Source organism: Streptomyces sp. NPDC055955 (genome assembly GCF_042270245.1).
In the GTDB taxonomy this organism is placed as follows: domain Bacteria; phylum Actinomycetota; class Actinomycetes; order Streptomycetales; family Streptomycetaceae; genus Streptomyces.
The window spans coordinates 312,797-338,122 of record NZ_JBHJYS010000006.1 but is presented as its reverse complement, the minus strand read 5'-3'; the positions used below and the strand labels follow the sequence as shown (position 1 = coordinate 338,122).

Genomic DNA, 25,326 nt, shown 5'->3' with positions numbered 1-25,326 from the left:
AGGTGTTCCGTGAGGTGAGGCCCCGGTTTCCACCGGGTCAACAACGGGTGTGGGAAGCGAAAGCGGACGTCAGGACCGGGTGAGGTCGACCTTCGCGGCGATCGGCAGATGGTCGCTGCCGGTCTCGGGCAGGGTCCACGACGTGACCGGCTCCACACCCTTGACCATGATCTGGTCGATACGGGCCATGGGGAACGACGCGGGCCAGCTGAACCCGAAGCCACTGCCGGCGGCACCCTGCGTGGAGCGCATCTGCGACGTCACGCCGTTCAGCGCGCGGTCGTTCATCGTGCCGTTGAGGTCGCCGAGCAGGATGACCTTGCCGAGCGTCTCGTCGGCGATGGCCTCACCGAGCGCGTCGGCGGAGGTGTCGCGCTGGCTGGCGGTGAACCCGGCGTGCAGCTTGACCCGGACCGACGGCAGGTGCGCGACGAACACGGCGACGTCCCCCTCGGGCGTGGCGACCGTGGTGCGCATGGCGCGTGTCCAGCCGAGCTGGATGTCGACGGGCCGCGTCGCGCTCAGCGGGTACTTGCTCCACAGCCCGACGGTGCCGGCGACGGAGTGGTACGGATACGTCTTCGCGAGCGCCTTCTCGTAGACGGGGACGGCGTCGGACGTCAGCTCCTCCAGAGCGACGACCTGCGCCCCGGAGGCGGCGATCGTGTCGGCGGTGCCGGTCGGGTCGGGGTTCTCCGCGTTGACGTTGTGCGTGGCGACGGTGAGGTCGCCGCCGCTCGCGGTCTTGTCGGTGAGGAGCCCGCCGAAGAGGTTGAGCCAGACGATGCCCGGGATCAGTGCCGCGATCAGGGCCGTGGCGGACTTCCGCACGACGGCCAGGACGAGCAGGACAGGCACGAACACGCCGAGCCAGGGAAGGAAGGTCTCGGTGAGGGAGCCCAGGTTTCCGAGGGTGTTGGGGATCTGCGCGTGGAAGAGCATCACCAGCGCGACCAGGACGGCCAGCACCGCGAGGACCGCCCCGCGGCGCCAGATCCCCCGCTCACGCCACCCGCCGGTCAGGCGGCGCAACGGGTCTCTCGAAGGCTGGTACCCCGAGCCGCCGCCACCCGTTTCCGTCCTGAACCCCTGCGCCATACCGTCGTCGCCTCACTGCCCTGCCGTGCACACCGACCTCGCCCTGGAAACCCTAGGGGATGATCGGCGCCCTCCTCGCCGTCCACGACGGCCGTACGGGCACGAGGACGAGCGCAGGGGCGCCCGGGGTTCCGGCTCGGCGGTGCGGATGGGGCCTCTGTGACGAAACGCGCACATTCAGTCCGGTGGCCGCAATCCGGCGAGCGCGCAGTCGACGATCCGCTCCGAGAGGTCGTCGGCGAGCGGCGCGTCGGGCCGGATCATCGTGCGCAGCAGCATCGGCCCGACGATGAAGTCGTTGGCTAGCTCTATGTCGACGTCGGCGCGCAGCTCACCGTTCTCGACGCCGCGCCGCAGCACATCGAACATGACGCGGCGGCGCGGTTCGATCACGGTGGCGTGGTACGCGTCCCAGAGCTTGGGCAGGCTTTTCATCTGCGCGAAGACGTTGTGCAGCAGGGCCGAGGAACGGAGGGACACACCGCGTCTGCGCAGGTGCTCCAGGAGGCTGATCAGGTCGTCGCGCACGGAGATGCCCGGCAGTTCGGGCTCGGGCTCCTCCATGATGCGCAGGACCTCGACGAACAGCTCCTCCTTGCCGGACCAGCGCCGGTAGATGGTCGCCTTGCCGACTCCGGCGGTGCGGGCGATCCGCTCGATGGACAGCTCCGTGAGCGGGACGCCCTCCTCGATCAGCTTGAGGACGCCCTCGACGATGGCCCGCTCGACGGCCTCGCTGCGCGGGCGGCCCCGCACCGCGCGCCCCGCATCCACGTCCACGTCCACGACCACTCCGCCTCTCCGCCTTTCCCGCCGCCCGGTGTAGCGGCGATTGTCTCAGCAGGTCACCGACCTGCTGAGACAGGTGCCTTCAGCGCCCCACCTTGACGGCCTCCTCGCTGCTCTCCTCGGCCGCTGCTCCCGGCGGGCGCCCCGGCAGGAACAGGACGGTGACGACGGCGCTGACCAGCGCGATTCCGGCCCCGCACAGCGCGGTCACGTGCATGGCGTGCAGGAAGGAGTCGTTGGCCGCGCCGACCAGTGCGTCGCCGCGCGGGCCGAGCTTCGACGCGATGCCGAGCGTGGCCTCGATGGACTCGCCGGCCGTGTGCCGCAGTCCGGGGGGCAGCAGGCCGAGCTTGTCCTCGATGCCACCGCGGTACGCGGTGGACAGCACGGAACCGAGTACGGCGATGCCCAGGGCGCCGCCGACCTGGCGGAACGTGTTGCTGAGCGCGGACGCGGAGCCCGCCTTCTCACGGGGCAGGGCCTGCATGATGACGACGCTCGTGGGGGTCATGACGTGCGCCATGCCCATCCCCATGAGGAAGAAGATGACTTCCAGGATCCAGATGGGCGTGTCCGCGTCGAGGGTCGTGAACGCGGCGAGCATCGCGGCGAGGATCACCAGGCCGCCGGTCGTGACGGCGCGCACGCCGAAACGGTCGACGACGAGCCGGGCGCGCGGCGCGAAGATCAGCTGGGCGGCGGCGAGCGGCAGCATCAGGAGGCCGGTCTGCAGCGGCGAGTAGCCGCGCACGCTCTGGGTGTAGAAGACCGAGAAGAAGGTGACGCCCATCAGTGCGAAGAAGACGAGCGCGATGGCGGCGATCGCCGCGGAGAACACCTTGTTCTTGAAGTACGCGATGTCGATCGACGGGTGGTCGCTGCGCTTCTCGTACAGGACGAAGCCGACGAGGACGACGAGGCCCGCCACGCTGGTCAGCAGGACCGTGGGGTCCGTGAAGTCGGCGAGCTGGCCGCCCTTGATGATGCCGTAGACGAGCAGGACGAGTCCGACGACGGAGAGCGCGACGCCCACCAGGTCGATGCGGCCGGGCTTGGGGTCCCGGGAGTCGGGCACGAGGGCCAGCATCAGGACGACCGCGATGATCACGATCGGCACGTTGACCAGGAAGACCGATCCCCACCAGAAGTGGTCGAGGAGCAGGCCTCCGGTGATGGGGCCGATGGCGATGGCGAGGCCGACGCCGCCCGCCCAGATGCCGATGGCCTTGGGCTGCTCGTCCCGCTCGAAGACGTTCATGAGGACGGCGAGGGTCGCGGGCATCACGAAGGCCGCGCCGATGCCCATGACCGCCCGGAAGACGATGAGCTGGACCGGCGAGCCGGACTCGGCGGCGAGGGCGGAGCCGAGACCGAAGACGACGAGGCCGCCGACGAGCACCTTCTTGCGCCCGAGCCGGTCGCCGAGCAGACCCGCGGTGAAGAGCAGTCCGGCGAAGACCAGCGTGTAGGCGTTGATCGCCCACTCCAGCTCGCCCTGCGTGGCGCCGAGGCCCGTCGGGGCCGGGGTCGAGATCGTCTTGATCGCGACGTTCAGGATGGAGTTGTCGAGCACGACGATCAGCAGGCTGAGCATCAGCACGCCGAGGATCGCCCAGCGGCGGCGGTGCACAGCCTCCGGTATGCGCGGCGATTCGGGAACGGCAGGAGTGGTCATGGGGCTCAGCCTAAGGGCATTTCGATACGAGACCGTCTCGTATTTGAAGTCCTGAGGAAGACTTTACGAACCCTGCGGTCACCCCGCGCGCGGGGTGACCCACCCGGCACCCACCCCTCTAGCCATTCCTCGGCACGCGGTGCCACCATGGAGGGGATCCGGGGACGCCGTGAGGGCGCCTCGAGACAACAGAAGGAGCCGTTGCGATGACGCAGCTCTCGGCTGCCCAGAACACCCCCGACAGCAGCAGCAAGGCGCTGTACGGAGGCAAGAGCAACCGGCGCATCACGGTGCGCGACATCACGCTCGCCAAGGAACGCGGCGAGAAGTGGCCGATGCTCACGGCGTACGACGCGATGACAGCGTCCGTCTTCGACGAGGCCGGCATCCCGGTCATGCTCGTCGGCGACTCCGCCGGCAACTGTCACCTCGGGTACGAGACCACCGTGCCCGTCACCCTCGACGAGATGACGATGCTCTCGGCCGCCGTCGTGCGGGGCACCAAGCGCGCCCTCATCGTCGGCGACCTGCCCTTCGGCTCGTACCAGGAGGGTCCCGTACAGGCCCTGCGGTCCGCGACGCGCCTGGTCAAGGAGGCCGGGGTCGGCGCCGTGAAGCTGGAGGGCGGTGAGCGCTCGCTGGCCCAGACGGAGCTGCTCGTGCAGTCCGGCATCCCGGTCATGTCCCACCTCGGCCTCACCCCGCAGTCCGTGAACACGATGGGGTACCGCGTCCAGGGCCGCGGCGACGAGGACGCGCACCGGCTGCTGCGTGACGCCAAAGCCGCGCAGGACGCCGGCGCGTTCGCCGTCGTCCTCGAACTGGTCCCGGCCGAGCTGGCCGCCGAGGTCACCCGGTCCCTGAACATCCCGACCGTCGGCATCGGCGCGGGCGCCGAGTGCGACGCGCAGGTCCTCGTGTGGACCGACATGCTCGGCCTCACCGGCGGCAAGATGCCGCGCTTCGTGAAGCAGTACGCCGATCTGCGCGGCGTCATGGGCGAGGCGGCGAAGGCCTTCGCGCAGGACGTGGTCGGCGGGACGTTCCCCCAGGAGGAGCACTCGGTCCACTGACCCGGACCGCCTGAACCACAGTGGCACCACGGCAGCTCGTCGATCTTCCCCCGTCGGCGGGCTGCTGCCGTTTCCGCCGCCCCTGTCGGCGTTCTGCAGGTGCCGTACGGGGGCTGTCGGCCGCCTGTCGGTGGATTGTCGGTGGCACCTGGCACCTTGTTCGTCATGACGCGAATCGACAAGAACCCCAGCGACGGCGGCCGGACGGCCTCCGTCACCGTGCGGGGGCTGGTCAAGCACTACGGCGAGACCAAGGCGCTGGACGGCGTGGACCTGGACGTGCACGAAGGCACGGTCATGGGTGTGCTCGGTCCGAACGGCGCGGGCAAGACCACTCTCGTCCGCTGCCTGTCCACCCTCATCACCCCCGACTCGGGCACGGCGTTCGTCGCCGGGTACGACGTGGCGAAGCAGCCCCGGCAGCTGCGCCGCGTGATAGGCCTCACCGGCCAGTACGCCGCGGTCGACGAGAAGCTCTCCGGCCGCGAGAACCTGTACATGATCGGCCGCCTCCTCGACCTGTCCCGCAAGGAGTCCCGCTCCCGCGCCGACGCGCTCCTGGAGCGGTTCTCCCTCACCGACGCCGCCACACGCCCGGCGAAGACGTACTCCGGCGGTATGCGCCGCCGGCTCGACCTCGCCGCGTCGATGATCGGCAGCCCGGCCGTCCTCTACCTGGACGAGCCGACCACCGGCCTCGACCCGCGCACGCGCAACGAGGTGTGGAGCGAGGTCAAGCGCATGGTCGGCGACGGCGTCACCGTGCTCCTCACCACCCAGTACATGGAGGAGGCCGAGCAGCTCGCCGACGAGCTGACGGTCATCGACCGCGGCAAGGTCATCGCGGGCGGCGCCATCGACGACCTCAAGGCGAAGGTCGGCGGTCGCACCCTGCGCATCCGCCCGGCCGACCCGCTGGAGCTGCGCCCGCTGGCCGCCGCCCTCGACGACATGGGCCTCACCGGGCTCGCCACGTCGACGGTGGACGCCGAGGCCGGCGCCGTCCTGGTCCCGATCCTCAGCGACGAGCAGCTCACCGCCGTGGTCGGCGCGGTCACCGCGCGCGGCATCACGATCGGCTCGATCGCCACCGAACTGCCCAGTCTGGACGAGGTGTTCCTGTCCATCACCGGCCAGAAGGCCAGTGCCCCGCAGGACGACACCCGCACCTCCGAGCTCGAAGGGGCCGCCGCATGAGCGCCACCACGCTGACGCCTCCCCTGAACCTCGAGGCCGACTCGCGCATCTCCCTGCGCTCCCACATCCGTCACACCGGCGCGCTGGTCCGCCGCAATCTGCTGTGGATCCGCCAGGACCCCGAGTCGATGTTCGACGCGGTCCTGATGCCGATCGTCTTCACGCTCCTGTTCGTGTACGTCTTCGGCGGCTCCATCGGCCAGGCGCTCGGCGGCGGCCAGGACCAGTACGTGCAGTACGTGGTCCCGGGCATGATGGCGATGATGAGCATGAACATCGCCATGGCGGTGGGCACGGGGTTCAACCAGGACTTCCAGAACGGCATCATGGACCGCTTCCGGACCCTGCCGATCGGCCAGGGCTCGGTCCTCTTCGCCAAGATCGTGGTGGAGCTGATGCGGCTCCTCATCGCGACGACGATCATGATGATCGTCGGCATCCTGGTGGGCTTCGACATCACGAACTGGCCGGGCCTGTTCGCCGCCGTGGGCCTCACCGCCCTCTTCGGCACGTCCATCATGTGGATCTTCCTGGTCCTCGGCGTCGTGATGAAGAGCGCCCAGGCCGTGCAGGGCATGGGCTTCCTGGTCCTGATGCCGTTGCAGTTCGGTTCGTCGATCTTCGCGCCGACGCAGTCGATGCCGGGCTGGCTCCAGGCCTTCACCGACTACAACCCGCTCTCCTCGCTCGCGGACTCCGCGCGCGGCCTGATGGTGGGCGGACCGGTCGCGCACGACGTGTGGGTGACGGTGATCTGGTCCGCGGTCCTCACGCTCGTGATGGCCCCGATCGCGATCCACAAGTTCCGCACGAAGAACTGACGTTCAGCCGGACCGGAAGATCAACCGCGACGGCGTCCCAGCAGGGCGGCGGCCTCGTCGAGAGACAGGTCGCCGCCTTCGGCGTACGCGGCCTCGTAGGCAGGGTCGCCGATGACCGCACGGATCGCGGACTCGGCGGACGCGCGGGCGTCACGCTCCAGGTAGGACCGCACGTGCCGGGACGGAAGCTGTCCGTCGGCGGCGCCCAGGAGACGGGCGGCGTCGAGCGCGTCGGCCGTGTCGCCGCCCAGGTTCAGGCAGCGGGCGGCGGTGACCAGGTGCATGGCGGGCATGTGCGGGGCGATCACCAGGGACAGCGGGTCGGTCGCCAGCTCCAGGGCCTCGGTGACGTTGGCGAGGGCCTCCTGTGCGAGGCCCTCCTCCGAGTCGAGCCAGGCGTTCATCCCGACGATGAAGCCCCGGAAGACGACGAAGTTCATCGCCTTGAACTCTTCCTGGAGGAGCCGCAGTTGCTCACGCGCCTCGGCGACCCGGCCGGTGGCGCCGTACCGCCCGGACAGGAACATGCGGGCGGCGGGCCAGGCCTCGTTCGCATGGCGCTTGCCGGGGTCGAGGATGCCGAGCAGCAGTTGCTCGCCGCGCTCGCCGTCACCGTCCTCGATGAGGGCCTGCCCGAGCCGCGCGTTCAGGATCGCCACCTGCGCCTGCGCGCCGAGGCGTTCGGCGCCCTCGATGGCGGCCCTGTAGTCCTCGGCCGCCGCGGCGTACGCCCCGCTGCGCTCATGGGCCTCGCCGCGCGCGGACAGCGCCTCTGCGACGCCCCACCCGTCGCCGAGCCGGGTGAACAGTTCGAGTGCCTCGTCCGCGTCCCGGACGGCGTTGCCCGCCCAGTCGCTGCGGTTGGCGAGGATGTTGGCCCGCAGCTGGAGCGTGAGGGCGAGCTCCCAGGTGTAGCCGAGTTCGCGGCAGGTCTGCACGGTGACGTCGGCGAGGTTCCACAGCGCCTCCATGTCGCCGCCCATCATCACCGCGTAGAACCAGAGGTTGCCCGGCGGGCGGCAGGTCTGCGGGAGGCCCGGACGGTACGCCTGCGCGATGGCGCGCAGCTTCGCGCCGCCCTCCTCCGTCTGCCAGGTCTCCATCTCCATGTCCATGTAGGCGAGGCGGAGCAGATGCACCCCGCGCCGCGCCTCCACGAGGAGTTCGGGGCCGAGCGGCGGCGGGACGTCGGTGCAGCGCTCGTGGAGCGGGGGCGCGGGGGCGGCGGGCGGGGCGAACGGGTCGGGGCCGAGCTCGGTGGCCTCCCGCGACCAGTTGCGGGCGTCGAGGCGCAGGTCCTGCATCTGCCAGAACCAGGCCAGCGAGAGCACCAGGGAGAGCGTCTCCTGCTCGTCACGGGCGGCTACGGCGTGCCGCAGGGCGGTGCGCAGATTCTCGTATTCGCGTTCCAGGCGGGCGATGGCGGCGCGCTGCCCGTGGCCGCGCAGCTGCGGGTCGGTGGTGCGGGCCAGTTCGCGGTAGTACGTGAGGTGGGCACGCTCGGCGTCGGCCCGGTCTCCGGCCTCGTCCAGGCGGTCGCCGGCGTATTCGGCGACGGTCTCCAGGAGCCGGTAGCGCATGGCGCCGGCCCGGTCGTGGGTGTCGTCCGCGGCGTGTGCGCCCTCCGCCTCGCCGTCCCCCGCAGGTTCGTCGCCGCCCCAAGGGGCCGCCACCACGAGGGACTTGTCCACGAGGGAGCCGATCGCGTCCAGGGCGCCGGGGCCGCACACCGCCTCGGCGGCCGCGAGGTCGCAGCCGCCGCTGAAGACCGACAGCCGGCGCAGGACGGTCCGCTCCTCCTCGTCGAGGAGGTCCCAGGACCAGTCGACGACGGCCCGCAGCGTCTGCTGGCGGGGCAGGACGGTGCGGGCGCCCGAGGTGAGCAGGCGGAAGCGGTCGTCGAGCCGGTCGGCGATCTGGCGGGGCGTGAGCATCCGCAGCCGGGCGGCGGCGAGTTCGATGGCGAGGGGCAGCCCGTCGAGGCGCCGGCAGATCTCGGCCGCGGCCCGCTCGTCGTCCCCGACCCGGAACCCGGGCCGCACGGCGGCGCCCCGCTCGCCGAACAGGCGCAGGGCGAACGGCTCCGGCAGCGGCTCCACCGGGTGCAGCAACTCGCCCGGTACGCCGAGGGGTTCGCGGCTCGTCGCGAGAACCGTCACGCCGGGGCACTGGCTGAGCAGCTGCTCGGCGAGGTGGGCGGCGGCCTCGATCACGTGCTCGCAGTTGTCGAGGATCAGCAGCATGCGGCGGTGCGCGCAGTGCTCGGCCAGGCGTACGAGGGGGTCCTCGCCGTGCCGTTCGGACGCGACCCGCAGCTCCTCGGCGCCGGCGCCGCACAGCACGGTCTCGCGGGCCCCGAGCGCCGTGACGACGGCCTCCGGTACGGCGTCCGGGTCCTCGACGGGCGCGAGTTCGGCCAGCCACACGCCGTCCGGCAGATCCATGCCCTCGGCGGCCTCCTGGGACAGCCGGGTCTTCCCAGCGCCGCCCGGGCCGAGCAGTGTCACGAGCCGCACGCGTCCTAGGTCCTCACGGATCGCCCCGATGTCCCCGGCGCGCCCCACGAACGAGGTGAGCCGGGCGCGGAGGTTTCCGGTGGGGGCGGGTGCTCTGACGGGGGCGGACGGGCCGGCCCGGTGCGGGGAGAGCGAGGAAGGGGCAGCGGGATGCGGCGCCAGCAGGCCGGCGTGCAGGGCGCGCAGTTCCGGACCTGGGTCGGTGCCCAGCCGCTCCGCGAGCTCGACGCGTACCCCCTCGTAGGCCGCCAGCGCCTCGGCGGTGCGGCCCGCGTCGCGCAGAGCGCGCAGCCGCAGCGCCTGGAGCGGCTCGTCCAGCGGATGCGCGTCGCACAGCGCGGTCAGTTCGGGCAGGGCGGTCTCGGCCCTGCCCAGCGCGAGTGACGCGGCGAGCCGGGTGCGCCGGGCGTCGAGGTGGAGGGCCTCCCAGCGGACGGCGTCCGCCGAGCGGTCCGGCAGATCGGCCAGCGCGGGGCCGCGCCACAGGGCGAGCGCGTCGTCGAGGACGGCCGCGGCCTTGCCGGGGTCGCCGTCGGCCAGCGCCCGTACGCCGTCCCCCGCGAGCCGCTCGAAGCGGAACAGGTCGACGTCCTCGGGGGCGGCCGCCAGTCGGTAGCCGCCGTCGAGCAGGTGCACCGCGTCGGCGCCGATCGCGCGGCGCAGCCGGCCCACGAGTGTCTGGAGCGCGCCGGTCACGTCGGCGGGCGGCTCGGCGCCCCACACCTCGTCAGCGAGCACCTGCGGCGGGACGGTCCGGCCGGGGCGCAGCGCGAGCACGGTGAGCAGGGCACGCAGCCGCGCCCCGCCGACGGGGACGGCCGTGCCGTCGTCGCGGAGTGCCTGGGTGGAGCCGAGGATGCGGTAGCGCACCGGCCCATTGTCCCCAAACGGGCCGCCGGACCGCGCCCGGGTTTCGGCGGAAGGGCCGTCCGGGGCGTGGAGCATGGGTTTCGGCGGCGGGCGGACACCCGTGCGGGCGGGGCAGTGGGCACCTTTCCGCCGGTTTCGCGGAACCCGGGGCCCGCCCCGGAACGTTCCCCCCACACCGCACCACCGATACGGTCAGCCCGTCGACCCCGCACCGCACCAGGCCGCACGTACCCCGGGAGCCATCCTCCAATGACCACCGCCGCCACCCGTCGCAGCGATCGCAGGATCAGCCCCGTCTTCCTCGGCATCGCCGCCGTCACCGCCGTCGCCGGCTGGGCCGTGTGGACGGACTTCGCCGCGACGCCCGGCCTCGCCGTCTTCCTGTTCGTGACGGGCGCCTGGATCGTCTCGCTCTGTCTGCACGAGTACGCCCACGCGCGCACGGCCCTGCACAGCGGGGACATCTCCATCGGCGCCAAGGGTTATCTGACCCTGAACCCGCTCAAGTACACACACGCCCTGCTCAGCATCGTGCTGCCCGTCATCTTCGTGATCATGGGCGGGATCGGTCTGCCCGGCGGCGCCGTCTTCATCGAGCGGGGCCGGATCCGGGGCCGCTGGCGGCACAGCCTCATCTCGGCGGCGGGCCCGCTGGCCAACGTCCTGTTCGCCGTCGTGTGCACGGCGCCGTTCTGGCTGGACGCGCTGAACGGCGTGCCGGACACGTTCCGCTACGCGCTCGGCTTCCTCGCCCTGCTCCAGGTGACCGCGGCGATCCTGAACTTCCTGCCGATCCCCGGCCTGGACGGCTACGGCGTCATCGAGCCGTGGCTGTCGCGGAGCTTCCGGCAGCAGGTGGAGCCGTTCGCCCCGTTCGGACTGCTCGCCGTCTTCGGCATCCTGTGGATCCCGGGGGTGAACGAGGTGTTCTTCGACGCGATCCACGCGATCCTGCGCTCCCTCGGCGTCACCGAGTGGGACACCTACTGGGGGCAGGAGTTCTATCGCTTCTGGCAGGGCACCCCTGAGATCCCCGTCGTCACGCAGTAGGCGCGACCGCCGCCTTCGCCTGCTTCTCCGCCTTGGCCCGGCGCACGTAGTACCAGGTCATGTTCGAGGTGAGGCCCGCGAGCAGCACCCAGACGATGCCGAGCAGGCTGCCTTGCACGAAGGCGACCACGGCGGCGGCCACCGAGAGGACACAGACGACGAGGGCGTACAGAGCGAGGCGGGGCATGGGGGTCGGCTCCTGTCGGGCGGAGAGGTCGTACACCGACCAGTGTCCCCCATGCCCCTTCCGTGCTCGTACGTCGGCTCCGCGTCCGGCCGCGGCGCGGTGGCCGCGCTCTAGACGTCGGTGACCCGCAGCCCCGCGTGGGCCTTGTAGCGGCGGTTCACCGAGATCAGGTTGGCGACCAGCGACTCCACCTGGTGCGCGTTGCGCAGCCGGCCCGCGAAGACTCCCCGCATGCCCGCGATGCGCCCCGCCAGCGCCTGGACGATCTCCGTGTCCGCGCGCTCCTCCCCCAGCACCATCACGTCCGTGTCGATCTCCTCGATCGCCTCGTCCTGGAGGAGCACGGCCGACAGGTGGTGGAACGCCGCCGTCACCCTCGAATCCGGCAGCAGCGCCGCGGCCTGCTCCGCCGCGCTCCCCTCCTCCGGCTTCAGGGCGTACGCGCCCTTCTTGTCGAAGCCCAGCGGGTTGACGCAGTCGACGACGAGCTTGCCCGCGAGGTCCTCGCGCAGCGATTCCAGCGTCTTGCCGTGGCCCTCCCACGGCACCGCCACGATCACGATGTCGCTGCGGCGCGCACACTCCGCGTTGTCCGCGCCCTCGACGCCCAGGCCCAGCTCGTGCGCTGCCGCCTCGGCGCGCTCCGCCGCGCGGGATCCGATGATCACCTTCTGGCCCGCCCGGGCCAGCCGGTACGCCAGCCCACGGCCCTGGTCGCCCGTGCCGCCCAGCACGCCGACCACCAGGCCCGATACGTCGGGGAGGTCCCAGGGGTCCTTCGCGGGTGCCTTCTGCACACTGTCGGTAGAGGTCATACGGTGACCTTACTCAGGCGTACGGGCCAGTAGCACGGCGACCGGGATCCGTCTGAACGTGATCGTCTCGTACGCGCCGAAGTCTCCGGTCTCGTAGAGGAGTCCGACCGTCGAGGCGTCTATCTGCACGAGGTCGCAGTACGCCGCGGGCAGGCCGTCCACCGTGTGGGCCACTCGCCAGGTGACGCCTCCGTCCTCGCTCGCCCGCACACTCATCAGCGCCCTGGCCCGGGGATCCGCCGGGCCCGCGAACAGCAGCGCCTCCCCCAGCCTCAGCAGGCTCCCCTCCACCACCGGGCCCACGAGGCCCGCCTGTGGCCGGAACGCCCTGACCAGGCTCTCGCCGCCGTCCTCCGAGATCGCGTCCGCCCTCGTGCCCGGCGCCGACGAGTCGTTGCGGGCGTTGAAGTACAGCCGCCCGTCGGGCAGTTCGACCGCTGTCGTCTCGTTCACGTTCACCTGGCCGTCCGGGCGGTCGTCCACGTAGCCCAGCCGCCAGGTCCTTCCCCTGTCGTCGCTCAGCAGGCAGTGGCCTCCGTCGTACTTTCCCTCCGTGCCGGTGTCGCCCCCGGCGGGCGGGAGCGAGTGGTTGGCGGGCACCACCAGGCGTCCGCTCCGTGTCTGGATCGCGTGGCCCGGGCCCGTGGCGTACCAGCGCCAGGTCCTGTCCTTCGCCTGCGCCGTGATCTCCCTGGGCGCGGACCAGGTCACCCCCTCGTCGTCGCTGTGCTGCACCCAGATCCGGCGCCCGTCCTCCGGAGCCACCTCACCTCGTCTGATCGCCGCTTCGGTGGCCTGCGCCGCGTTCCGTACGTGGACGATCAGGACCCGTCCCGTGTCCAGGACCACCGGCGCGGGGTTTCCCGCCAGGTCGTCGCCGTTCGCCGCCACCACCTGGAGCGGGCCCCAGGTGCGGCCGCCGTCCGTGGATCTCTTCAGGACCACGTCGATGTTCCCGTGGTCCTCCCTCGACCCCACCCGTCCCTCGCAGAACGCGAGCAGCACACCGGAGTGTGTCGTGACAGCCGCGGGGATCCGGAAACTCGCGTATCCCTCGCGCCCCGCGCGGAAGGGAACAGACGTCTCAGTCAGCACCCCCCGTCCCTCCCCACCCCGAGGGAATTCCCGGTGAACTCGGCCTGACGAGTGGACCGTTGCGGCAGTATGCCCAGGCATGGACGCCGTACGGGTCGCACTGCTGCGGGAAGTGCTCGCCGGAACCGAATGGCTGGGCGCCGCACGCCGCTTCGCGGGTGCGCTGAGGACCTCCGTCGTGCCGCACGGGGGCGGGCTGCTCCTCGTCGGCACGCCCGAGTACGAGCCGTGGCATCTCGCGGCGCACCTGGTGGACGAGGCCGCGTGGTCCGGCATGCCCGAGCTGTCGCCCACGCTCGTGCGGCACCGGGCGGGGGTGGGGGATCCGGCCCATCTCGCGGTGGGGCTCGGGCGCATCGAGGCGGCCCGGCGGGGCGAGACCCTGCTCGTCGTGGCGCCCGGGGCGCCCGGTGAGGAGTTGCTGGAGCGGGTGCATGACGCCCGGCGGGCGGGGGCCACGGTTCTCGCGATCGACGCGGGCGACCGCGATCTGCATGCCATGGCTCATGAGGCCCTCACGCCCGGGCCCGAGCTCGACCTCGACACGGCGCAGCATCTGGTCAGCGCGGCGGCGGGCGAGAATCCCGTCGGGGGCCCGGCCCGGGGACCTCGGCGGCGCTTGCGCGACCGGCTGTCCCGGCTGGCGGACCATCTGACGTCGCCGCCGCCTGCCGGGTGGTAGGGGCGCTTGAAGGGTGGGTGGGGGTGCGGGGGCCCCGGCGGGTGCGGGGTGTCGGTGGCCGTTGTGTTTTCGGGTGCGGGGCCGCGGGGGCATGTACGTGCTCGCTGTTCCACGGGTGCACGCCGGCTAGCTGATTGCCTGTACGTGGTGCTGGTGGCTCCGCGCGCACATGCCCCCACGTCCCCTCCCGTCTCGTCGGCGACTCGCGGCCGGTGGGGCTGCGCTGCTCCCTGACGCCCGGCCTCGTCTCGTACGCGCCCGACCGTTCGGCGTTCGAAGGGGCTGCGCTGCTCGGTGGCGTCCGGCCTCGGCCGTGCGCGGCTCAGTGGTGGCGGTGGGGCGCCCGGGTCGGGTGTGGCTCAGCCGTCCTGCGGGCGCCCCTCGGCGGCTTCAGGATTTGTCGTTCTCGTCCTTGGCCGTGGCGTCGTGCCACTTGGGGTCCGTCTCCCATTCGAGGTTTCGTTCACGCGCCGTCTCCATCGCGTGCTCCGCCTCAGCGCGCGTCGTGTACGGGCCGAAACGGTCCTTGTTGGGGCATTCGGGCCCCTCTTCGACCTTCTGGTGCTCCAGGCAGTAGTACCACTCGCCGGGCTTCCCGACGGTCCGCTTCTTGAACAGGGCCATCTGCGGCTCCTCTCGCCATGACCATGGTCCCCCACGGCCGCTCGATACACTCGCTGGCATGTCTGGCCAGTCGCTGCTCGTACCAGGGGAGCTCTCTCCCACTCGTTCCGTACCCGGAAACATCCGGCGTCCCGAGTACGTGGGCAAGCCCACGCCCACGCCGTACAAGGGTCCGGAGATCCAGACCCCGGAGACGGTCGAGGCCATGCGCCTCGCCGGCCGGATCGCCGCGCGGGCCATGGAGGAGGCCGCCAAGGCCATCGCGCCCGGCGTGACGACGGACGAGCTCGACCGCATCGCGCACGACTACATGTGCGACCACGGCGCCTACCCCTCGACCCTCGGCTACCGCAACTTCCCGAAGTCGCTGTGCACCTCCGTCAACGAGGTCATCTGTCACGGGATCCCCGACTCGACCGTTCTCCAGGACGGCGACATCATCAACCTCGATGTCACCGCGTACATCGGCGGGGTCCACGGCGACAACAACGCGACCTATCTGGTCGGTGATGTCGACGAGGAGTCCCGGCTTCTTGTCGAGCGGACCCGTGAGTCCCTCAAGCGCGCCATCAACGCCGTGCGGCCCGGGCGCCAGATCAACATCATCGGCCGCGTCATCGAGTCGTACGCCAAGCGCTTCGGCTATGGAGTCGTGCGGGACTTCACCGGGCACGGGATCAACTCGTCGTTCCACTCAGGTCTGATCATCCCGCACTACGACAGCCCGCACGCCACCACCGTCATCCAGCCCGGGATGACCTTCACCATCGAGCCCATGCTCACGCTCGGCACCCACGAGTACGACATGTGGGACGACGGGTGGACCGTGGTCACCAAGGACCGCAAGCGGACCGCTCAGTTCGAGCACACACTCGTGGTCACCGATTCCGGCGCGGACATCCTCACGCTGCCCTGACGAGGATTTCGCCCCCGGGCCCGCCCCTCTCACGGGGGCGGGCCTTTTGTGTTGCCCCGGCGAGCGATCGGGGTAGCGTTTTTACCGACAGGGCGTCGGGAACCTGGTAGGTTAGGCAAGCCTAAGTTTAGCGGTCTGGAGGCCCCATGGACACGCCGTTCTCCACCCTGATCCGCACCGCCTCTCACGAGCAGCACACAGAGGCCGAGAGCACCACGTTCATGAGCGACCTTCTCGGCGGAGCCCTCGGCGTCGACGCCTACGCCCGGTACACCGAGCAACTCTGGTTCGTCTACCGGGCTTTGGAGGAGGCGGCGGAGGGGCTGGAAGCGTCCGCCGTGGCCGGTCCGTTCATCCAGGACGAGCTGTTCCGGGTGCCCGCCATCGAGCGGGATCTGGCCCACTTGAGGGGGGCCGGATGGCGCGACGGCGTTTCCGCGCTCCCCGCCACCCGGGCCTACGCCTCGCGCGTCGCCGAGTGCGCCCGGGAGTGGCCGGGAGGCTACGTCGCCCATCACTACACCCGGTACCTGGGAGATCTGTCCGGCGGCCAGATCATCCGCGACAAGGCCGAGAAGAACTGGGGCTTCGCCCGCAAGGGCGATGGCGTGCGGTTCTACGTGTTCGAAGGGGTCCCGAACCCCGCCGCCTTCAAACGGAGTTATCGCGTCCTGCTCGACGAAGTGCGCGTCGACGAGCTCGAGAAGCTGCGCATGGTGGCCGAGTGCAAGCGGGCGTTCGCTCTCAACACCGCCGTCTTCAGGGCCCTGGGCGAGGAGTTCAGCAGCGCCGCCTGATCAGGTCAGGCGGACCCTGCCGCCCACTTCGATCAGGCCTTCGGGCTGGGGGGCCGTGAGGATCTGGGAGCCTTTGCCCTGCGTGATGTTCAGGGCCCTGCCCAGGTGTGCCGTGAGCAGGAGTGCCGCCGCTCCCGTCGCCTCGTCCTCTTCGATCCCGTCGTTCCTGCCCGGGAACCCCCGGGCCCTCACCCTGCCCGCCGCCACGTCCTCCCACGCCCAGGCGTAGATCCACTCCCCCGGCGTGGGCACCGGGAGCTCGTCCACCTCCGCCGCGGAGCCGTACTCGCGCAGAGTCCGGGGCGGCGCCCACTGCGGCCGTGCCTCGATCCAGGTGAACTCGCCGTCCAGTCGCGTGCCCACCACCCCGGCGGGCGTGACCAGTTCGGGTACGTCCAGGAGCCAGGCCGTGCCGACGCACGGGTGCCCGGCGAAGGGCAGGCGCGCGGTCGGCGTGTAGATGTCGATGACGCCGCGCTCGGGGTCGTCCACGAACACCGTCTCGCTGAAGCCGAGCTTCGCCGCCAGCGCCTGCCGGTCGCCCTCGCCGGGGACGTCGCTCCCCTCTCGTACGACTCCGAGCTCATTGCCGTGGTCGCCATGGGGTCCGCAGAAGACGCGGAGCACGTCGTAGTCCGTCACCGGGACAGTCAATCACCCGGCGGGAGATCGTGGGGTTTTGCCATTCGTTTGCCTTTTCCCGGGTCGTCCATGGGTCGCTTGTGGCCTGGGTGCGATCGGCGCCTTTTTGTGAGAGCTGAATCACTGGACCCCCGGGTAGCACTGAGGTAAGCCTCGGTTAAGTTAGGTCCGCCTCACCCACTGTGCCTCACCGTCTTGGAGCCCGCATGCGAGCCGTCCGACTCACTGTTGTCACCGCCGCCGCCACCGCGGCGACCCTGGCCGCCGTCACGGGCTGCACCCAGAAGAGCGACGCCAAGTCCGGCGGCGACCGCGTCGTCGAGGTCACCGCCACGGACGACAAGTGCGACGTCTCCAAGACCGAGTTCCCGGCCGGCCATGTCGAGCTGTCCATAGAGAACAAGGGCTCCAAGGTCACCGAGGTCTACGTCCTGTTCCCGGACGACCGGATCGTCAGCGAGCGCGAGAACATCGGCCCCGGCACCAGGCAGAAGCTCACCGCCGAGGTGAAGGCCGGCTCGTACGAGATCGCGTGCAAGCCCGGCATGAAGGGCGACGGCATCCGGCAGAAGGTGACCGTCACCGGCGGCAAGGCCGTCAAGCGTGACGCCCGTCTGGACAAGGCCGTCGCCGCCTACCGGACGTACGCGCAGGAGCAGGCCGACGAGACGCTGCCCAAGGTCACGACGTTCACCGACGCCGTGCGCAAGGGGGACCTGAAGGCCGCGCAGGCCGCGTACGCCCCGTCCCGCATCGGCTGGGAGCGCACCGAGCCCGTCGCCGAGTCCTTCGGTGACATCGACCCGAAGGTCGACGTCCGCGCGGACGGCCTGGAGGAGGGGCAGGACCCCAAGACGGACTGGACCGGCTGGCACCGCCTGGAGAAGGCGCTGTGGCAGGACAAGAAGATCGGCTCGCGGGAGAAGGAGCTGGCGACCCAGCTCGACAAGGACCTCAAGGACTGGCAGACCCGCGTCGGCAAGGCGGACATCACGCCGACCTCCATGGCCAACGGCGCCAAGGAGCTCCTCGACGAGGTCGCCACCGGCAAGGTCACGGGCGAGGAGGAGCGCTACTCGCACACCGACCTCGTCGACTTCAAGGCCAACGTCGAGGGTGCCGAGAAGGCGTACGACCTGCTCAAGCCCGTCGCCACGGAGAACGACGCCGCGCTGACGAAGGAGCTCGACAAGCAGTTCGCCGCCCTCGACACGCTGCTCGACAAGTACCGCAAGGACAAGACCTCCTACGAGTTCACCTCCTACGACAAGGTCGGCAAGGCGGACCGCAAGGAGCTCTCGGACGCGGTGAACGCGCTCGCGGAGCCGCTGTCCAAGCTCGCCGCCGCCGTCGTCAAGTAGTCCTGCGGATACTCAGGTAAGGGGTCAGGGATGACGGACACCACCGCCGATGTCTCGGTCGGACCGGACAGCTCCCGTACGCCGTCGCGTCGTTCGCTGCTCGCGGTGGGCGGAGCCGGGCTCGCGCTCGGTGCCGCCGCCGCGGGGGGCGCCGTCGCCGTGACGCGGACCGGTGACGATCCGCAGCCGGTCGCCGACTCGGGCGGCGCCGTGTCGTTCCACGGCGCGCACCAGGCCGGAATCGCCACCGCCGTACAGGATCGTCTGCACTTCGCGTCGTTCGACGTGAAGACCGACGACCGCGACGAGTTCGTGCAGCTCCTGAAGGACTGGACGAAGGCCGCGTCCCGCATGACGGAGGGACACGCGGTCGGCGAGGGAGCGTACGGCGGTCTGCCCGAGGCGCCGCCGGACGACACCGGCGAGGCGCTCGGCCTCAAGCCGTCCCGGCTCACCCTCACCATCGGCTTCGGCCCGTCCCTGTTCGAGAAGTTCGGGCTTGCGGACCGGCGGCCGCAGGCTCTGGTCGACCTGCCCAAGTTCCCCGGCGACAATCTCGACAAGGCCCGCAGTGACGGCGACCTGTGCATCCAGGCCTGCGCGGACGACCCGCAGATCGCCGTGCACGCCATCCGCAATCTCGCGCGGATCGGCTTCGGCAAGGTCGCCATCCGCTGGTCCCAGCTCGGTTTCGGCAAGACGTCCTCGACCACTCCGGACGCGCAGACCCCGCGCAACCTGATGGGCTTCAAGGACGGCACCCGCAACATCGCCGGCACCGAGACGGCCCGTCTGGACCGGCACGTGTGGGTCGGCGCCAAGGACACGGACGCCGACTCGGCCTGGATGAACGGGGGTTCCTACCTCGTCGCACGGCGCATCCGGATGAACATCGAGACGTGGGACCGCACGTCGCTCCAGGAGCAGGAGGACGTCTTCGGCCGCGACAAGGGCGAGGGCGCCCCGGTCGGCAAGGCCAAGGAGCGCGACGAGCCGTTCCTCAAGGCCATGAAGCCGGACGCGCACGTGCGGCTCGCACACCCCGACTCCAACGCGGGGGCGACCATCCTGCGCCGCGGCTACTCCTTCACCGACGGCACGGACGGCCTCGGCCGTCTGGAGGCCGGCCTGTTCTTCCTGGCCTACCAGAAGGACGTGCGCAAGGGGTTCATCCGCGTACAGCGCAACCTTTCGCGCAGCGACGCGCTCAACGAGTACATCCAGCACGTGGGTTCGGCCGTCTTCGCCGTCCCGCCGGGCGTCCGGGACTCCGGCGACTGGTGGGGCCGGGCGCTGTTCTCCAAGGAGGCATGAGGACACGATGTTCGGCAACTATCTGATCGGTCTGCGCGAGGGACTCGAGGCCAGCCTCGTCGTCTGCATCCTCATCGCGTATCTGGTGAAGACGGACCGGCGTGACGCGCTGCGTCCGATCTGGATCGGCATCGCGATCGCCGTGGCCGTGGCACTCGGCTTCGGTTTCGCGCTGACCTTCGGCTCACAGGAGCTGACGTTCGAGGCGCAGGAGGCGCTCGGCGGTTCGCTGTCGATCGTCGCCGTGGGCCTGGTGACGTGGATGGTCTTCTGGATGCGGCGCACCGCGCGGCATCTGAAGTCGGAGCTGCACGGCAAGCTGGACGCGGCGCTCCAGATGGGTACGGCCGCGCTGGTCGCGACCGCGTTCCTGGCGGTGGGCCGCGAGGGACTGGAGACCGCCCTGTTCGTATGGGCGTCGGTGCGCGCGTCGAACGACGGCACGCACGGGCCGCTGATCGGTGTCCTGCTGGGCCTGCTGACGGCGGTCGCCCTCGGCTGGCTGTTCTACCGGGGCGCCCTGCGGATCAACCTGGCGAAGTTCTTCACGTGGACCGGCGGCATGCTGGTGATCGTGGCGGCGGGCGTCCTCGCGTACGGCGTGCACGACCTTCAGGAGGCGCAGTTCCTGGGGGGTCTGTCCAGCAAGGCGTTCGACATCAGCGAGACCGTTCCACCGGACAGCTGGTACGGCACGCTCCTCAAGGGCGTGTTCAACTTCCAGCCCGATCCGACCGTCCTCCAAGTCGTCGTCTGGATCCTGTACTTGATCCCGACGCTCGCGGTGTTCCTCGCGCCCGCCGGTTTCCTGTCCCGGAAGCCGAAGGACGCGGCGCAGTCTCCTCGCGAGTCCGCCAAAGCCTGATCCGGACGCTCACGCCGCTCCCCTCCCCGATAGGGTTCGGGCCCGGGAAGGGGAAGGTGAAGAGAACCGATGAGCAAGCTCCTCCGCAGGCCTCATGGCCTCAGGAAGCCGGTGACGGCGGTGGCCCTCGCGACCGCCGTGGCGCTGACGGCGAGCGGGTGTGTGACGGTGCACGGGGAGCGGGAGGTCCTCCCGGCGGCCACGAAGGCCGAGGCAGCCCGCGCCCTGAAGGATTTCACCACCGCGTACAACAAGGCCGACAAGGCGTACGACGCGTCCCTCGACGAGGACCATGTGACGGGCGCCCTCGGCGCGATAGACGCCGCCAAGCTGAAGGCCGGTCACACCAACCACCCCGACGGCAACCCCGGCCACGCGGATCTGGAGCTGTCGGACGCCGAGTTCACCATCCCCAAGAAGGCGGGCTGGCCCCGCTGGTTCGTCGCGAACACGAAGGCCAACCGGGGCGGCGACTTCCGGTGGATGCTCGTCTTCACCCGCGACGATGTGAACCGGCCCTGGCAGGTGGCGTATCTGACGCTCATGTCGCCCGGTGACGTCCCCGAGTTCAAGAAGGACAAGGACGGCTGGGCGCAGCCCGTGCCGGCGGACGCTGCGGGGCTCGCGGTGGCGCCGCAGGACATGAGCGGCAAGTACGCGACGTATCTGAAGGACGGCGGGGACGGCTTCGCACCGGGCCGGCACACCTCGCAGTGGCGGACCACGCGGGAGAAGAACGCGAGCCGTCCGGGTCTCGCCCGGCAGTACGTCGACGAGCCGATGACGTCGGGCGACTACGCGCCGTTGGGTCTGCGCACCGCGGACGGCGGGGCGATGGTGTTCTTCGCGACGCACCACTACGAGAAGCAGACGGCGTCCAAGGGCCTGAGCATCACGGTCGACAACGAGAACGTGAAGGCCCTGATGACCGGCGACGTCAAGCAGTCACTGACTCTGGAGCGCATCTCGAACCAGGTCGCCGTCGAACCGGCCAAGGGCGGCGACGTCGAGATACTGACGCGGCTCGAGGGCCTGACGGGCGCGAAGGGGAGCTAGGGCCTGTCGTCCTTTGCGGGCTTTGGGCCCTCGCCCGTCAGCCGCGCGAGGGCCAGGCTGCCGTGAAGTCCTTCTCCTCGCCCACGTAGCGCGCGCAGGCGTCCGTGAGGGCTTCGAGCAGGGTGAGCGGGTCCGGCAGCGGGTGTTCGAGGCCGCGCAGCCAGTCGACGGTCAGGTCACCGGGGAGCCGGGCGGGCGGCACGGGTACGTACGAGCCGCGGCAGTGCCAGCGCAGACCGGGGTGCTCCTCCAGGGTCTCGGGGTGGCAGTCCAGCTCGCAGGGCCACCACTCGTCCTCGTCCTCGGGGGTGCCGCGGGTGGCGGTGAAGAACAGCATGCGGTCCCCGCCCGACTCGGCGACGGGGCCGACGTCGATGCCCGCCGCGAGGAGGCGTTCGAGGGCTTCGCGGCCTGCCTCCAGGGGAACGTCCAGGACGTCGTGGACCATGCCGGTCGCGGTGATGAAGTTGGCCTGCGGCTGATGCCTGGCCCAGCGCTCGATCTGGCCGCGGTCCGTCGTGGACTGCGTCTGCCAGGCGAACGAGACGGGGTGCCTGCCGGGCGTGGGACAGCCGATGCGGCTGCACGAACACCGGTAGTCGGTGGGGTAGGCGGCGGGTGCGAGCGGCAGTCCCGCGTCGGCCGCGGCCAGGAGCAGCGCCTCGCGGCCGTCGTCGCCCTCTGTCTCCTTGGGGCGCCTGGCGCGCAGCCACTGGGAGATCCTGCCCTGTCCGCCGGACCGGCGGCCGTACTCCGCGCCCATCAATCCCCTCACCTCGCCGTAGTACCGAGAAGCATGTCCCATGGTCGCACCATCCTGCGCCGCCGGTGGCCACAGTCCACATCCGGGGTGCCCAGGGCGATGCCGAGCGATACGAGACGCGGAAGATAATCAGGTGTCATTAGCGGGTTTACGGTGATTTGCCCACCTAACGTGGTCGGCATGGTCACACGGATTGCGCTGACGGGCCTCGGCGGGCTCCTGGCTCTCGCCCCGCTGACCCTCTCCCCCCTCGAGTGGGACTCCGGCCCCCTGACCGTCGACAGCCTCCACGGCATCGTCTACACCGCGCACCGCGGCGGCGCCCGGGAGGTCCCGGAGAACAGCATGTCGGGCCTGACGGCCGCCTACGCGCGGGGTACCGCGCAGGTCCTCGACTTCGACACCCGGATGCTGCGCGACGGCACGGTCGTGGTCATGCACGACCCGACCCTGGACCGCACGACGTACTCGTCGGGCCCGGTGGACAGGCTCGACGCGCGACAGTGGACGCGTGTGCGGATGCGCCCCAGCGCCTCACTGCCGGGCCGCTGGCACGCCGAGCCCCTGCCGACGGCCGACGAGGTCCTCGACCGCCTGGGCGGGCGGATCGTGCTGACACTGGAGGCGAAGGACCCGCGGAGCCTGGACGGGCTCGCCGCGATGATCCGTCGCCGGGGCCTGGTCAGGTCGGTGTTCGTGAACTCCAACGATCCCGCCGTCGCCCTGCGCGCCCACGACATGGGCCTCATCGCTCAGCTGTGGCGCTCGAAGCAGCAGATGCGCACGGACCGCCCGGCGCGCTGGGCCCGGTTCGTCGACCTGCTCGACGTGGACTACCAGGCGCGCGACGCCGATCTCGTACGGGCCGCGCGGTCCGGGATCCCGCGGGTGTGGGCGCACACGGTGAACTCGCCGCGGCAGCGGGACCGGGTGCTGCGGCTCGGCTGCAACGGCGTGATCTCGGACGCGCCCGGCCTGCTGGCCCGCACTCCGTCGCACGTGCGGACGGGGGTCAGCGCGGGCTGAGCCCGTAGAGGGCGTACTCGACGAGGGCGTCGGCGTAGGCGTGGTCCAGGGGACCCGTGCCCTGGAGCCAGCGCTGGGCGAGCGGCGCGGAGAACAGGTCGCGGGCGATGTACGGGTCGACGTCGGCGCGGATCTGGCCGGCGTCCTGCGCGGCGCGCAGCCGGCGCGCGTACAGCTCCAGGGAGGGCATCAGGAGGCGGCCGACGAACTCCTCGCCGAAGGCGGGGTTGGCGACGCCCTCGGCGGCGAGGGCGCGGGCCGGGGCGTCGTAGCGGGGGTCGAGCAGTTCGTCGACGGTGGCGCGCAGGACCGCCTTGAGGTCGGCCTCGATGTCGCCGGTGTCCGGGATGCCGTCCGCCTCCGCCCAGTCGCCCGCTCCGGCCGCCTCCGCCGCCTGGACGCCGAGGTCGATGAAGGCCTCCATGAGGACCTCCGCCTTGGAGGACCACCAGCGGTAGATCGTCTGCTTGCCCACGCCCGCGCGGGCGGCGATGCCCTCGATGGTCGTCCTGGGGTAGCCGATCTCACCGACGAGGGCGAGTGCGGCGTCGTAGATCGCGCGGCGTGAACGCTCGCTGCGGCGGTTGGAGTCGGGAGCGGTCTTCTGGGCCATGGCTCGAATGTATCAGCGGGCGAGGCGAGACGTACCGTCTCAATCCCCTTGACAAGACGGTCCGTCTCGCCGACAGTGGACATCGTTGGCGAGACGACCCGTCTCGCTCCGGGCGGTTCAACTCCCGCCCGGGACAACGTCGTTCGAAGGTCGAAGGGAGACCACGATGAGCCGAGGTGGATCCGGGAACATGCTGGGCGTCGGCGGAACCCGCAGCAATCTCTCCCGCAAGACCCTGCGCGGCGGCGGCCGCGGCGGTCGGGTCGGCGGCGGTCTCGACCCGCAGGCGCAGAAGCGGGAGCTGCTGCGCAGGCTCCGGGAGGAACGCACGGCGGGCGAGGGTTCGTGACGCCGTCGTGAGAGCGCGGCCCCGGCGGGGCGGGGCGGCGGGTGGTCGGGCGGGTGCGTGGCGGGGCCGGCGGGTGGTGTACCGGCGGCACGCGGGCCGGCGGGTTGCCGCCCGCGCCATACGAGCTGGTGACACGCGGGCGGTGACTCAGAGGGACCACCCGTTCGGTGCACAGCGGTAGGGGCTCCTCACACCGCACCATGGGCGCATCTGCCACTGCGGTCGTGAGGAGCCCTCATTGCCTGGTCGCCACGCCACACCCCGGCGTTACCTGATGTGCCCACCGGCACACTTCGCCGTCACGTACTCGATCAACCCCTGGATGGACCCCGCCAAGCCGGTCGACGTCCCGCTCGCGCTCGCGCAGTGGGAGGACCTGCGGGACCGCTACCGCTCGCTCGGTCACCGCGTCGACGAGCTCGAACCCCTCCCCGGACTGCCCGACATGGTCTTCGCGGCGAACGGCGCGACCGTCGTCGACGGACGGGTGCTCGGGGCCCGCTTCGCCCACCCCCAGCGCACCGACGAGGCCGCGGCCCACCTGGACTGGTTCAGGCGGCGCGGCTACACGGCGGTCCACGAGCCCGTCCACATCAACGAGGGCGAGGGCGACTTCGCGGTCACCGCCTCGTACGTCCTGGCCGGCCGGGGCTTCCGCTCCAGCCCGCTCTCGCACGCCGAGGCACAGGAGTTCTTCGGCCGCCCGGTCGTGGGCCTCGACCTCGTCGACCCGCGCTACTACCACCTGGACACCGCGCTCGCCGTCCTCGACGACGCGGCGGACGAGGTCATGTACTACCCGCAGGCGTTCTCGCCGGGCAGCCGGGCCGTCCTCGAACGCCTCTTCCCCGACGCGCTGGTCGCCACGGAGCCGGACGCCGCGGCGTTCGGCCTGAACGCGGTCTCGGACGGGCTGCACGTACTGCTGCCGCAGGCTGCCGTCGGCCTGTTCGAGCCGCTGAGGGCCCGCGGGTTCGAGCCCGTCGGGATGGATCTCTCCGAGCTCCTCAAGGGCGGCGGCAGCGTGAAGTGCTGCACGTCGGAGCTTCGCGGCGGCGCGTAGCCGCACAGTCTGGACCCGGGGCCCGAACCGGTTCACCGGAGGCAGGGCATGTGGTGGTCCGCACTCGCG

25 protein-coding genes are annotated in these 25,326 nt (G+C 71.0%); 14 read left to right on the top strand and 11 right to left on the bottom strand.

Annotation, left to right across the window (positions count from 1 at the left end; translation table 11 throughout):
• Window positions 1–69 precede the first annotated feature (69 nt).
• From ACFC96_RS15200 to ACFC96_RS15190, 3 genes are all read right to left on the bottom strand, one after another.
• Window positions 70–1,098, bottom strand: a complete 1,029-nt coding sequence (locus ACFC96_RS15200) for an endonuclease/exonuclease/phosphatase family protein (protein WP_376262645.1) — start codon at window positions 1,096–1,098, stop codon at window positions 70–72.
• Between the two features lie 177 nt (window positions 1,099–1,275).
• Window positions 1,276–1,884, bottom strand: coding sequence for a TetR/AcrR family transcriptional regulator (locus tag ACFC96_RS15195; RefSeq protein ID WP_376262647.1), 609 nt, complete (start codon window positions 1,882–1,884; stop codon window positions 1,276–1,278).
• 85 nt (window positions 1,885–1,969) lie between these two features.
• On the bottom strand, window positions 1,970–3,562 hold the full coding sequence (locus tag ACFC96_RS15190; protein WP_376262649.1) for an MFS transporter: 1,593 nt from the start codon (window positions 3,560–3,562) through the stop codon (window positions 1,970–1,972).
• 206 nt (window positions 3,563–3,768) lie between these two features.
• Between ACFC96_RS15190 and panB the strand changes: the two genes are divergently transcribed.
• The 3 genes from panB (at window position 3,769) to ACFC96_RS15175 (ending at window position 6,653) form a co-directional block, all read left to right on the top strand.
• The gene (panB, locus tag ACFC96_RS15185; protein ID WP_376262652.1) at window positions 3,769–4,635 is read left to right on the top strand and encodes a 3-methyl-2-oxobutanoate hydroxymethyltransferase; all 867 of its coding nucleotides are present in this window, start codon (window positions 3,769–3,771) and stop codon (window positions 4,633–4,635) included.
• 165 nt (window positions 4,636–4,800) lie between these two features.
• Window positions 4,801–5,832 (top strand): ATP-binding cassette domain-containing protein, encoded by a 1,032-nt coding sequence (locus ACFC96_RS15180; protein WP_376262654.1) that lies wholly within the window; start codon window positions 4,801–4,803, stop codon window positions 5,830–5,832.
• A complete protein-coding gene (locus ACFC96_RS15175) occupies window positions 5,829–6,653 on the top strand; it encodes an ABC transporter permease (RefSeq protein ID WP_227294377.1) in 825 nt (274 codons plus the stop codon). Before ACFC96_RS15180 ends, ACFC96_RS15175 begins: the two co-directional genes overlap by 4 nt.
• A gap of 20 nt (window positions 6,654–6,673) precedes the next feature.
• Here the strand turns inward: ACFC96_RS15175 and ACFC96_RS15170 are convergent, their stop codons facing one another.
• Complete coding sequence (locus ACFC96_RS15170) at window positions 6,674–10,039, bottom strand: BTAD domain-containing putative transcriptional regulator (protein WP_376612602.1); 3,366 nt, start codon at window positions 10,037–10,039, stop codon at window positions 6,674–6,676.
• Between the two features lie 249 nt (window positions 10,040–10,288).
• Here ACFC96_RS15170 and ACFC96_RS15165 point away from each other — a divergent pair, with 249 nt between their 5' ends.
• The gene (locus tag ACFC96_RS15165; RefSeq protein ID WP_376612600.1) at window positions 10,289–11,089 is read left to right on the top strand and encodes a site-2 protease family protein; all 801 of its coding nucleotides are present in this window, start codon (window positions 10,289–10,291) and stop codon (window positions 11,087–11,089) included.
• On the opposite strand, the gene ACFC96_RS15160 is transcribed toward ACFC96_RS15165, so the two are convergent.
• The 3 genes from ACFC96_RS15160 to ACFC96_RS15150 all read right to left on the bottom strand — a co-directional run bounded on the left by ACFC96_RS15160 (window position 11,079) and on the right by ACFC96_RS15150 (window position 13,183).
• Entirely contained in the window at window positions 11,079–11,276 is a 198-nt protein-coding gene (locus tag ACFC96_RS15160; RefSeq protein ID WP_227294380.1) for a hypothetical protein, read from the bottom strand. The two genes, ACFC96_RS15165 and ACFC96_RS15160, sit on opposite strands and share 11 nt — an antisense overlap.
• A gap of 110 nt (window positions 11,277–11,386) precedes the next feature.
• On the bottom strand, window positions 11,387–12,091 hold the full coding sequence (npdG, locus tag ACFC96_RS15155) for an NADPH-dependent F420 reductase (RefSeq protein WP_376262663.1): 705 nt from the start codon (window positions 12,089–12,091) through the stop codon (window positions 11,387–11,389).
• Between the two features lie 9 nt (window positions 12,092–12,100).
• Window positions 12,101–13,183, bottom strand: a complete 1,083-nt coding sequence (locus ACFC96_RS15150) for an exo-alpha-sialidase (RefSeq protein WP_376612707.1) — start codon at window positions 13,181–13,183, stop codon at window positions 12,101–12,103.
• An 82-nt stretch (window positions 13,184–13,265) separates the two neighbouring features.
• Here ACFC96_RS15150 and ACFC96_RS15145 point away from each other — a divergent pair, with 82 nt between their 5' ends.
• Window positions 13,266–13,868, top strand: coding sequence for a hypothetical protein (locus ACFC96_RS15145; RefSeq protein ID WP_376262666.1), 603 nt, complete (start codon window positions 13,266–13,268; stop codon window positions 13,866–13,868).
• A 390-nt stretch (window positions 13,869–14,258) separates the two neighbouring features.
• On the opposite strand, the gene ACFC96_RS15140 is transcribed toward ACFC96_RS15145, so the two are convergent.
• The gene (locus ACFC96_RS15140) at window positions 14,259–14,492 is read right to left on the bottom strand and encodes a hypothetical protein (protein ID WP_376262669.1); all 234 of its coding nucleotides are present in this window, start codon (window positions 14,490–14,492) and stop codon (window positions 14,259–14,261) included.
• 58 nt (window positions 14,493–14,550) lie between these two features.
• On the opposite strand from ACFC96_RS15140, the gene map reads away from it, so the two are divergent.
• The gene (gene map / locus ACFC96_RS15135) at window positions 14,551–15,408 is read left to right on the top strand and encodes a type I methionyl aminopeptidase (protein WP_376612598.1); all 858 of its coding nucleotides are present in this window, start codon (window positions 14,551–14,553) and stop codon (window positions 15,406–15,408) included.
• Between the two features lie 146 nt (window positions 15,409–15,554).
• Window positions 15,555–16,205: a heme oxygenase (biliverdin-producing) gene (locus ACFC96_RS15130; protein WP_376612596.1), complete on the top strand. Its 651-nt coding sequence runs from the start codon at window positions 15,555–15,557 to the stop codon at window positions 16,203–16,205.
• Here ACFC96_RS15130 and ACFC96_RS15125 read toward each other — a convergent pair whose 3' ends face one another.
• Window positions 16,206–16,847, bottom strand: coding sequence for a PhzF family phenazine biosynthesis protein (locus tag ACFC96_RS15125; protein ID WP_376262677.1), 642 nt, complete (start codon window positions 16,845–16,847; stop codon window positions 16,206–16,208).
• Between the two features lie 206 nt (window positions 16,848–17,053).
• On the opposite strand from ACFC96_RS15125, the gene efeO reads away from it, so the two are divergent.
• From efeO to ACFC96_RS15105, 4 genes are all read left to right on the top strand, one after another.
• Window positions 17,054–18,208: an iron uptake system protein EfeO gene (efeO, locus tag ACFC96_RS15120; protein ID WP_376262679.1), complete on the top strand. Its 1,155-nt coding sequence runs from the start codon at window positions 17,054–17,056 to the stop codon at window positions 18,206–18,208.
• A gap of 30 nt (window positions 18,209–18,238) precedes the next feature.
• The gene (gene efeB / locus ACFC96_RS15115) at window positions 18,239–19,522 is read left to right on the top strand and encodes an iron uptake transporter deferrochelatase/peroxidase subunit (protein WP_376612594.1); all 1,284 of its coding nucleotides are present in this window, start codon (window positions 18,239–18,241) and stop codon (window positions 19,520–19,522) included.
• 7 nt (window positions 19,523–19,529) lie between these two features.
• A complete protein-coding gene (gene efeU, locus ACFC96_RS15110; RefSeq protein ID WP_376262684.1) occupies window positions 19,530–20,387 on the top strand; it encodes an iron uptake transporter permease EfeU in 858 nt (285 codons plus the stop codon).
• A 69-nt stretch (window positions 20,388–20,456) separates the two neighbouring features.
• The gene (locus ACFC96_RS15105) at window positions 20,457–21,443 is read left to right on the top strand and encodes a hypothetical protein (RefSeq protein ID WP_376262687.1); all 987 of its coding nucleotides are present in this window, start codon (window positions 20,457–20,459) and stop codon (window positions 21,441–21,443) included.
• Window positions 21,444–21,480: 37 nt separating this feature from the next.
• Here the strand turns inward: ACFC96_RS15105 and ACFC96_RS15100 are convergent, their stop codons facing one another.
• Window positions 21,481–22,206 (bottom strand): bifunctional DNA primase/polymerase, encoded by a 726-nt coding sequence (locus tag ACFC96_RS15100; RefSeq protein WP_376263082.1) that lies wholly within the window; start codon window positions 22,204–22,206, stop codon window positions 21,481–21,483.
• 180 nt (window positions 22,207–22,386) lie between these two features.
• On the opposite strand from ACFC96_RS15100, the gene ACFC96_RS15095 reads away from it, so the two are divergent.
• On the top strand, window positions 22,387–23,232 hold the full coding sequence (locus tag ACFC96_RS15095; protein WP_376262690.1) for a glycerophosphodiester phosphodiesterase: 846 nt from the start codon (window positions 22,387–22,389) through the stop codon (window positions 23,230–23,232).
• Here ACFC96_RS15095 and ACFC96_RS15090 read toward each other — a convergent pair.
• Window positions 23,219–23,845, bottom strand: a complete 627-nt coding sequence (locus ACFC96_RS15090; protein ID WP_376262693.1) for a TetR/AcrR family transcriptional regulator — start codon at window positions 23,843–23,845, stop codon at window positions 23,219–23,221. The two genes, ACFC96_RS15095 and ACFC96_RS15090, sit on opposite strands and share 14 nt — an antisense overlap.
• A 166-nt stretch (window positions 23,846–24,011) precedes the next feature.
• On the opposite strand from ACFC96_RS15090, the gene ACFC96_RS15085 reads away from it, so the two are divergent.
• Window positions 24,012–24,194: a DUF6243 family protein gene (locus tag ACFC96_RS15085; protein ID WP_116502378.1), complete on the top strand. Its 183-nt coding sequence runs from the start codon at window positions 24,012–24,014 to the stop codon at window positions 24,192–24,194.
• A 238-nt stretch (window positions 24,195–24,432) separates the two neighbouring features.
• On the top strand, window positions 24,433–25,257 hold the full coding sequence (gene ddaH, locus ACFC96_RS15080; RefSeq protein WP_376262696.1) for a dimethylargininase: 825 nt from the start codon (window positions 24,433–24,435) through the stop codon (window positions 25,255–25,257).
• Window positions 25,258–25,326: the final 69 nt, after the last annotated feature.

What these genes read in the sequence shown, in the direction of transcription:
- ACFC96_RS15200 (WP_376262645.1), bottom strand. Translation starts at nt 1,098, where the DNA reads ATGGCGCAGGGGTTCAGGACGGAAACGGGTGGCGGCGGCTCGGGGTAC.
- ACFC96_RS15190 (WP_376262649.1), bottom strand. Translation starts at nt 3,562, where the DNA reads ATGACCACTCCTGCCGTTCCCGAATCGCCGCGCATACCGGAGGCTGTG.
- panB (WP_376262652.1), top strand. Translation starts at nt 3,769, where the DNA reads ATGACGCAGCTCTCGGCTGCCCAGAACACCCCCGACAGCAGCAGCAAG.
- ACFC96_RS15180 (WP_376262654.1), top strand. Translation starts at nt 4,801, where the DNA reads ATGACGCGAATCGACAAGAACCCCAGCGACGGCGGCCGGACGGCCTCC.
- ACFC96_RS15175 (WP_227294377.1), top strand. Translation starts at nt 5,829, where the DNA reads ATGAGCGCCACCACGCTGACGCCTCCCCTGAACCTCGAGGCCGACTCG.
- ACFC96_RS15165 (WP_376612600.1), top strand. Translation starts at nt 10,289, where the DNA reads ATGACCACCGCCGCCACCCGTCGCAGCGATCGCAGGATCAGCCCCGTC.
- ACFC96_RS15160 (WP_227294380.1), bottom strand. Translation starts at nt 11,276, where the DNA reads ATGCCCCGCCTCGCTCTGTACGCCCTCGTCGTCTGTGTCCTCTCGGTG.
- npdG (WP_376262663.1), bottom strand. Translation starts at nt 12,091, where the DNA reads ATGACCTCTACCGACAGTGTGCAGAAGGCACCCGCGAAGGACCCCTGG.
- ACFC96_RS15145 (WP_376262666.1), top strand. Translation starts at nt 13,266, where the DNA reads ATGGACGCCGTACGGGTCGCACTGCTGCGGGAAGTGCTCGCCGGAACC.
- ACFC96_RS15140 (WP_376262669.1), bottom strand. Translation starts at nt 14,492, where the DNA reads ATGGCCCTGTTCAAGAAGCGGACCGTCGGGAAGCCCGGCGAGTGGTAC.
- map (WP_376612598.1), top strand. Translation starts at nt 14,551, where the DNA reads ATGTCTGGCCAGTCGCTGCTCGTACCAGGGGAGCTCTCTCCCACTCGT.
- ACFC96_RS15130 (WP_376612596.1), top strand. Translation starts at nt 15,555, where the DNA reads ATGGACACGCCGTTCTCCACCCTGATCCGCACCGCCTCTCACGAGCAG.
- efeO (WP_376262679.1), top strand. Translation starts at nt 17,054, where the DNA reads ATGCGAGCCGTCCGACTCACTGTTGTCACCGCCGCCGCCACCGCGGCG.
- efeB (WP_376612594.1), top strand. Translation starts at nt 18,239, where the DNA reads ATGACGGACACCACCGCCGATGTCTCGGTCGGACCGGACAGCTCCCGT.
- efeU (WP_376262684.1), top strand. Translation starts at nt 19,530, where the DNA reads ATGTTCGGCAACTATCTGATCGGTCTGCGCGAGGGACTCGAGGCCAGC.
- ACFC96_RS15105 (WP_376262687.1), top strand. Translation starts at nt 20,457, where the DNA reads ATGAGCAAGCTCCTCCGCAGGCCTCATGGCCTCAGGAAGCCGGTGACG.
- ACFC96_RS15100 (WP_376263082.1), bottom strand. Translation starts at nt 22,206, where the DNA reads ATGGGCGCGGAGTACGGCCGCCGGTCCGGCGGACAGGGCAGGATCTCC.
- ACFC96_RS15095 (WP_376262690.1), top strand. Translation starts at nt 22,387, where the DNA reads ATGGTCACACGGATTGCGCTGACGGGCCTCGGCGGGCTCCTGGCTCTC.
- ACFC96_RS15090 (WP_376262693.1), bottom strand. Translation starts at nt 23,845, where the DNA reads ATGGCCCAGAAGACCGCTCCCGACTCCAACCGCCGCAGCGAGCGTTCA.
- ACFC96_RS15085 (WP_116502378.1), top strand. Translation starts at nt 24,012, where the DNA reads ATGAGCCGAGGTGGATCCGGGAACATGCTGGGCGTCGGCGGAACCCGC.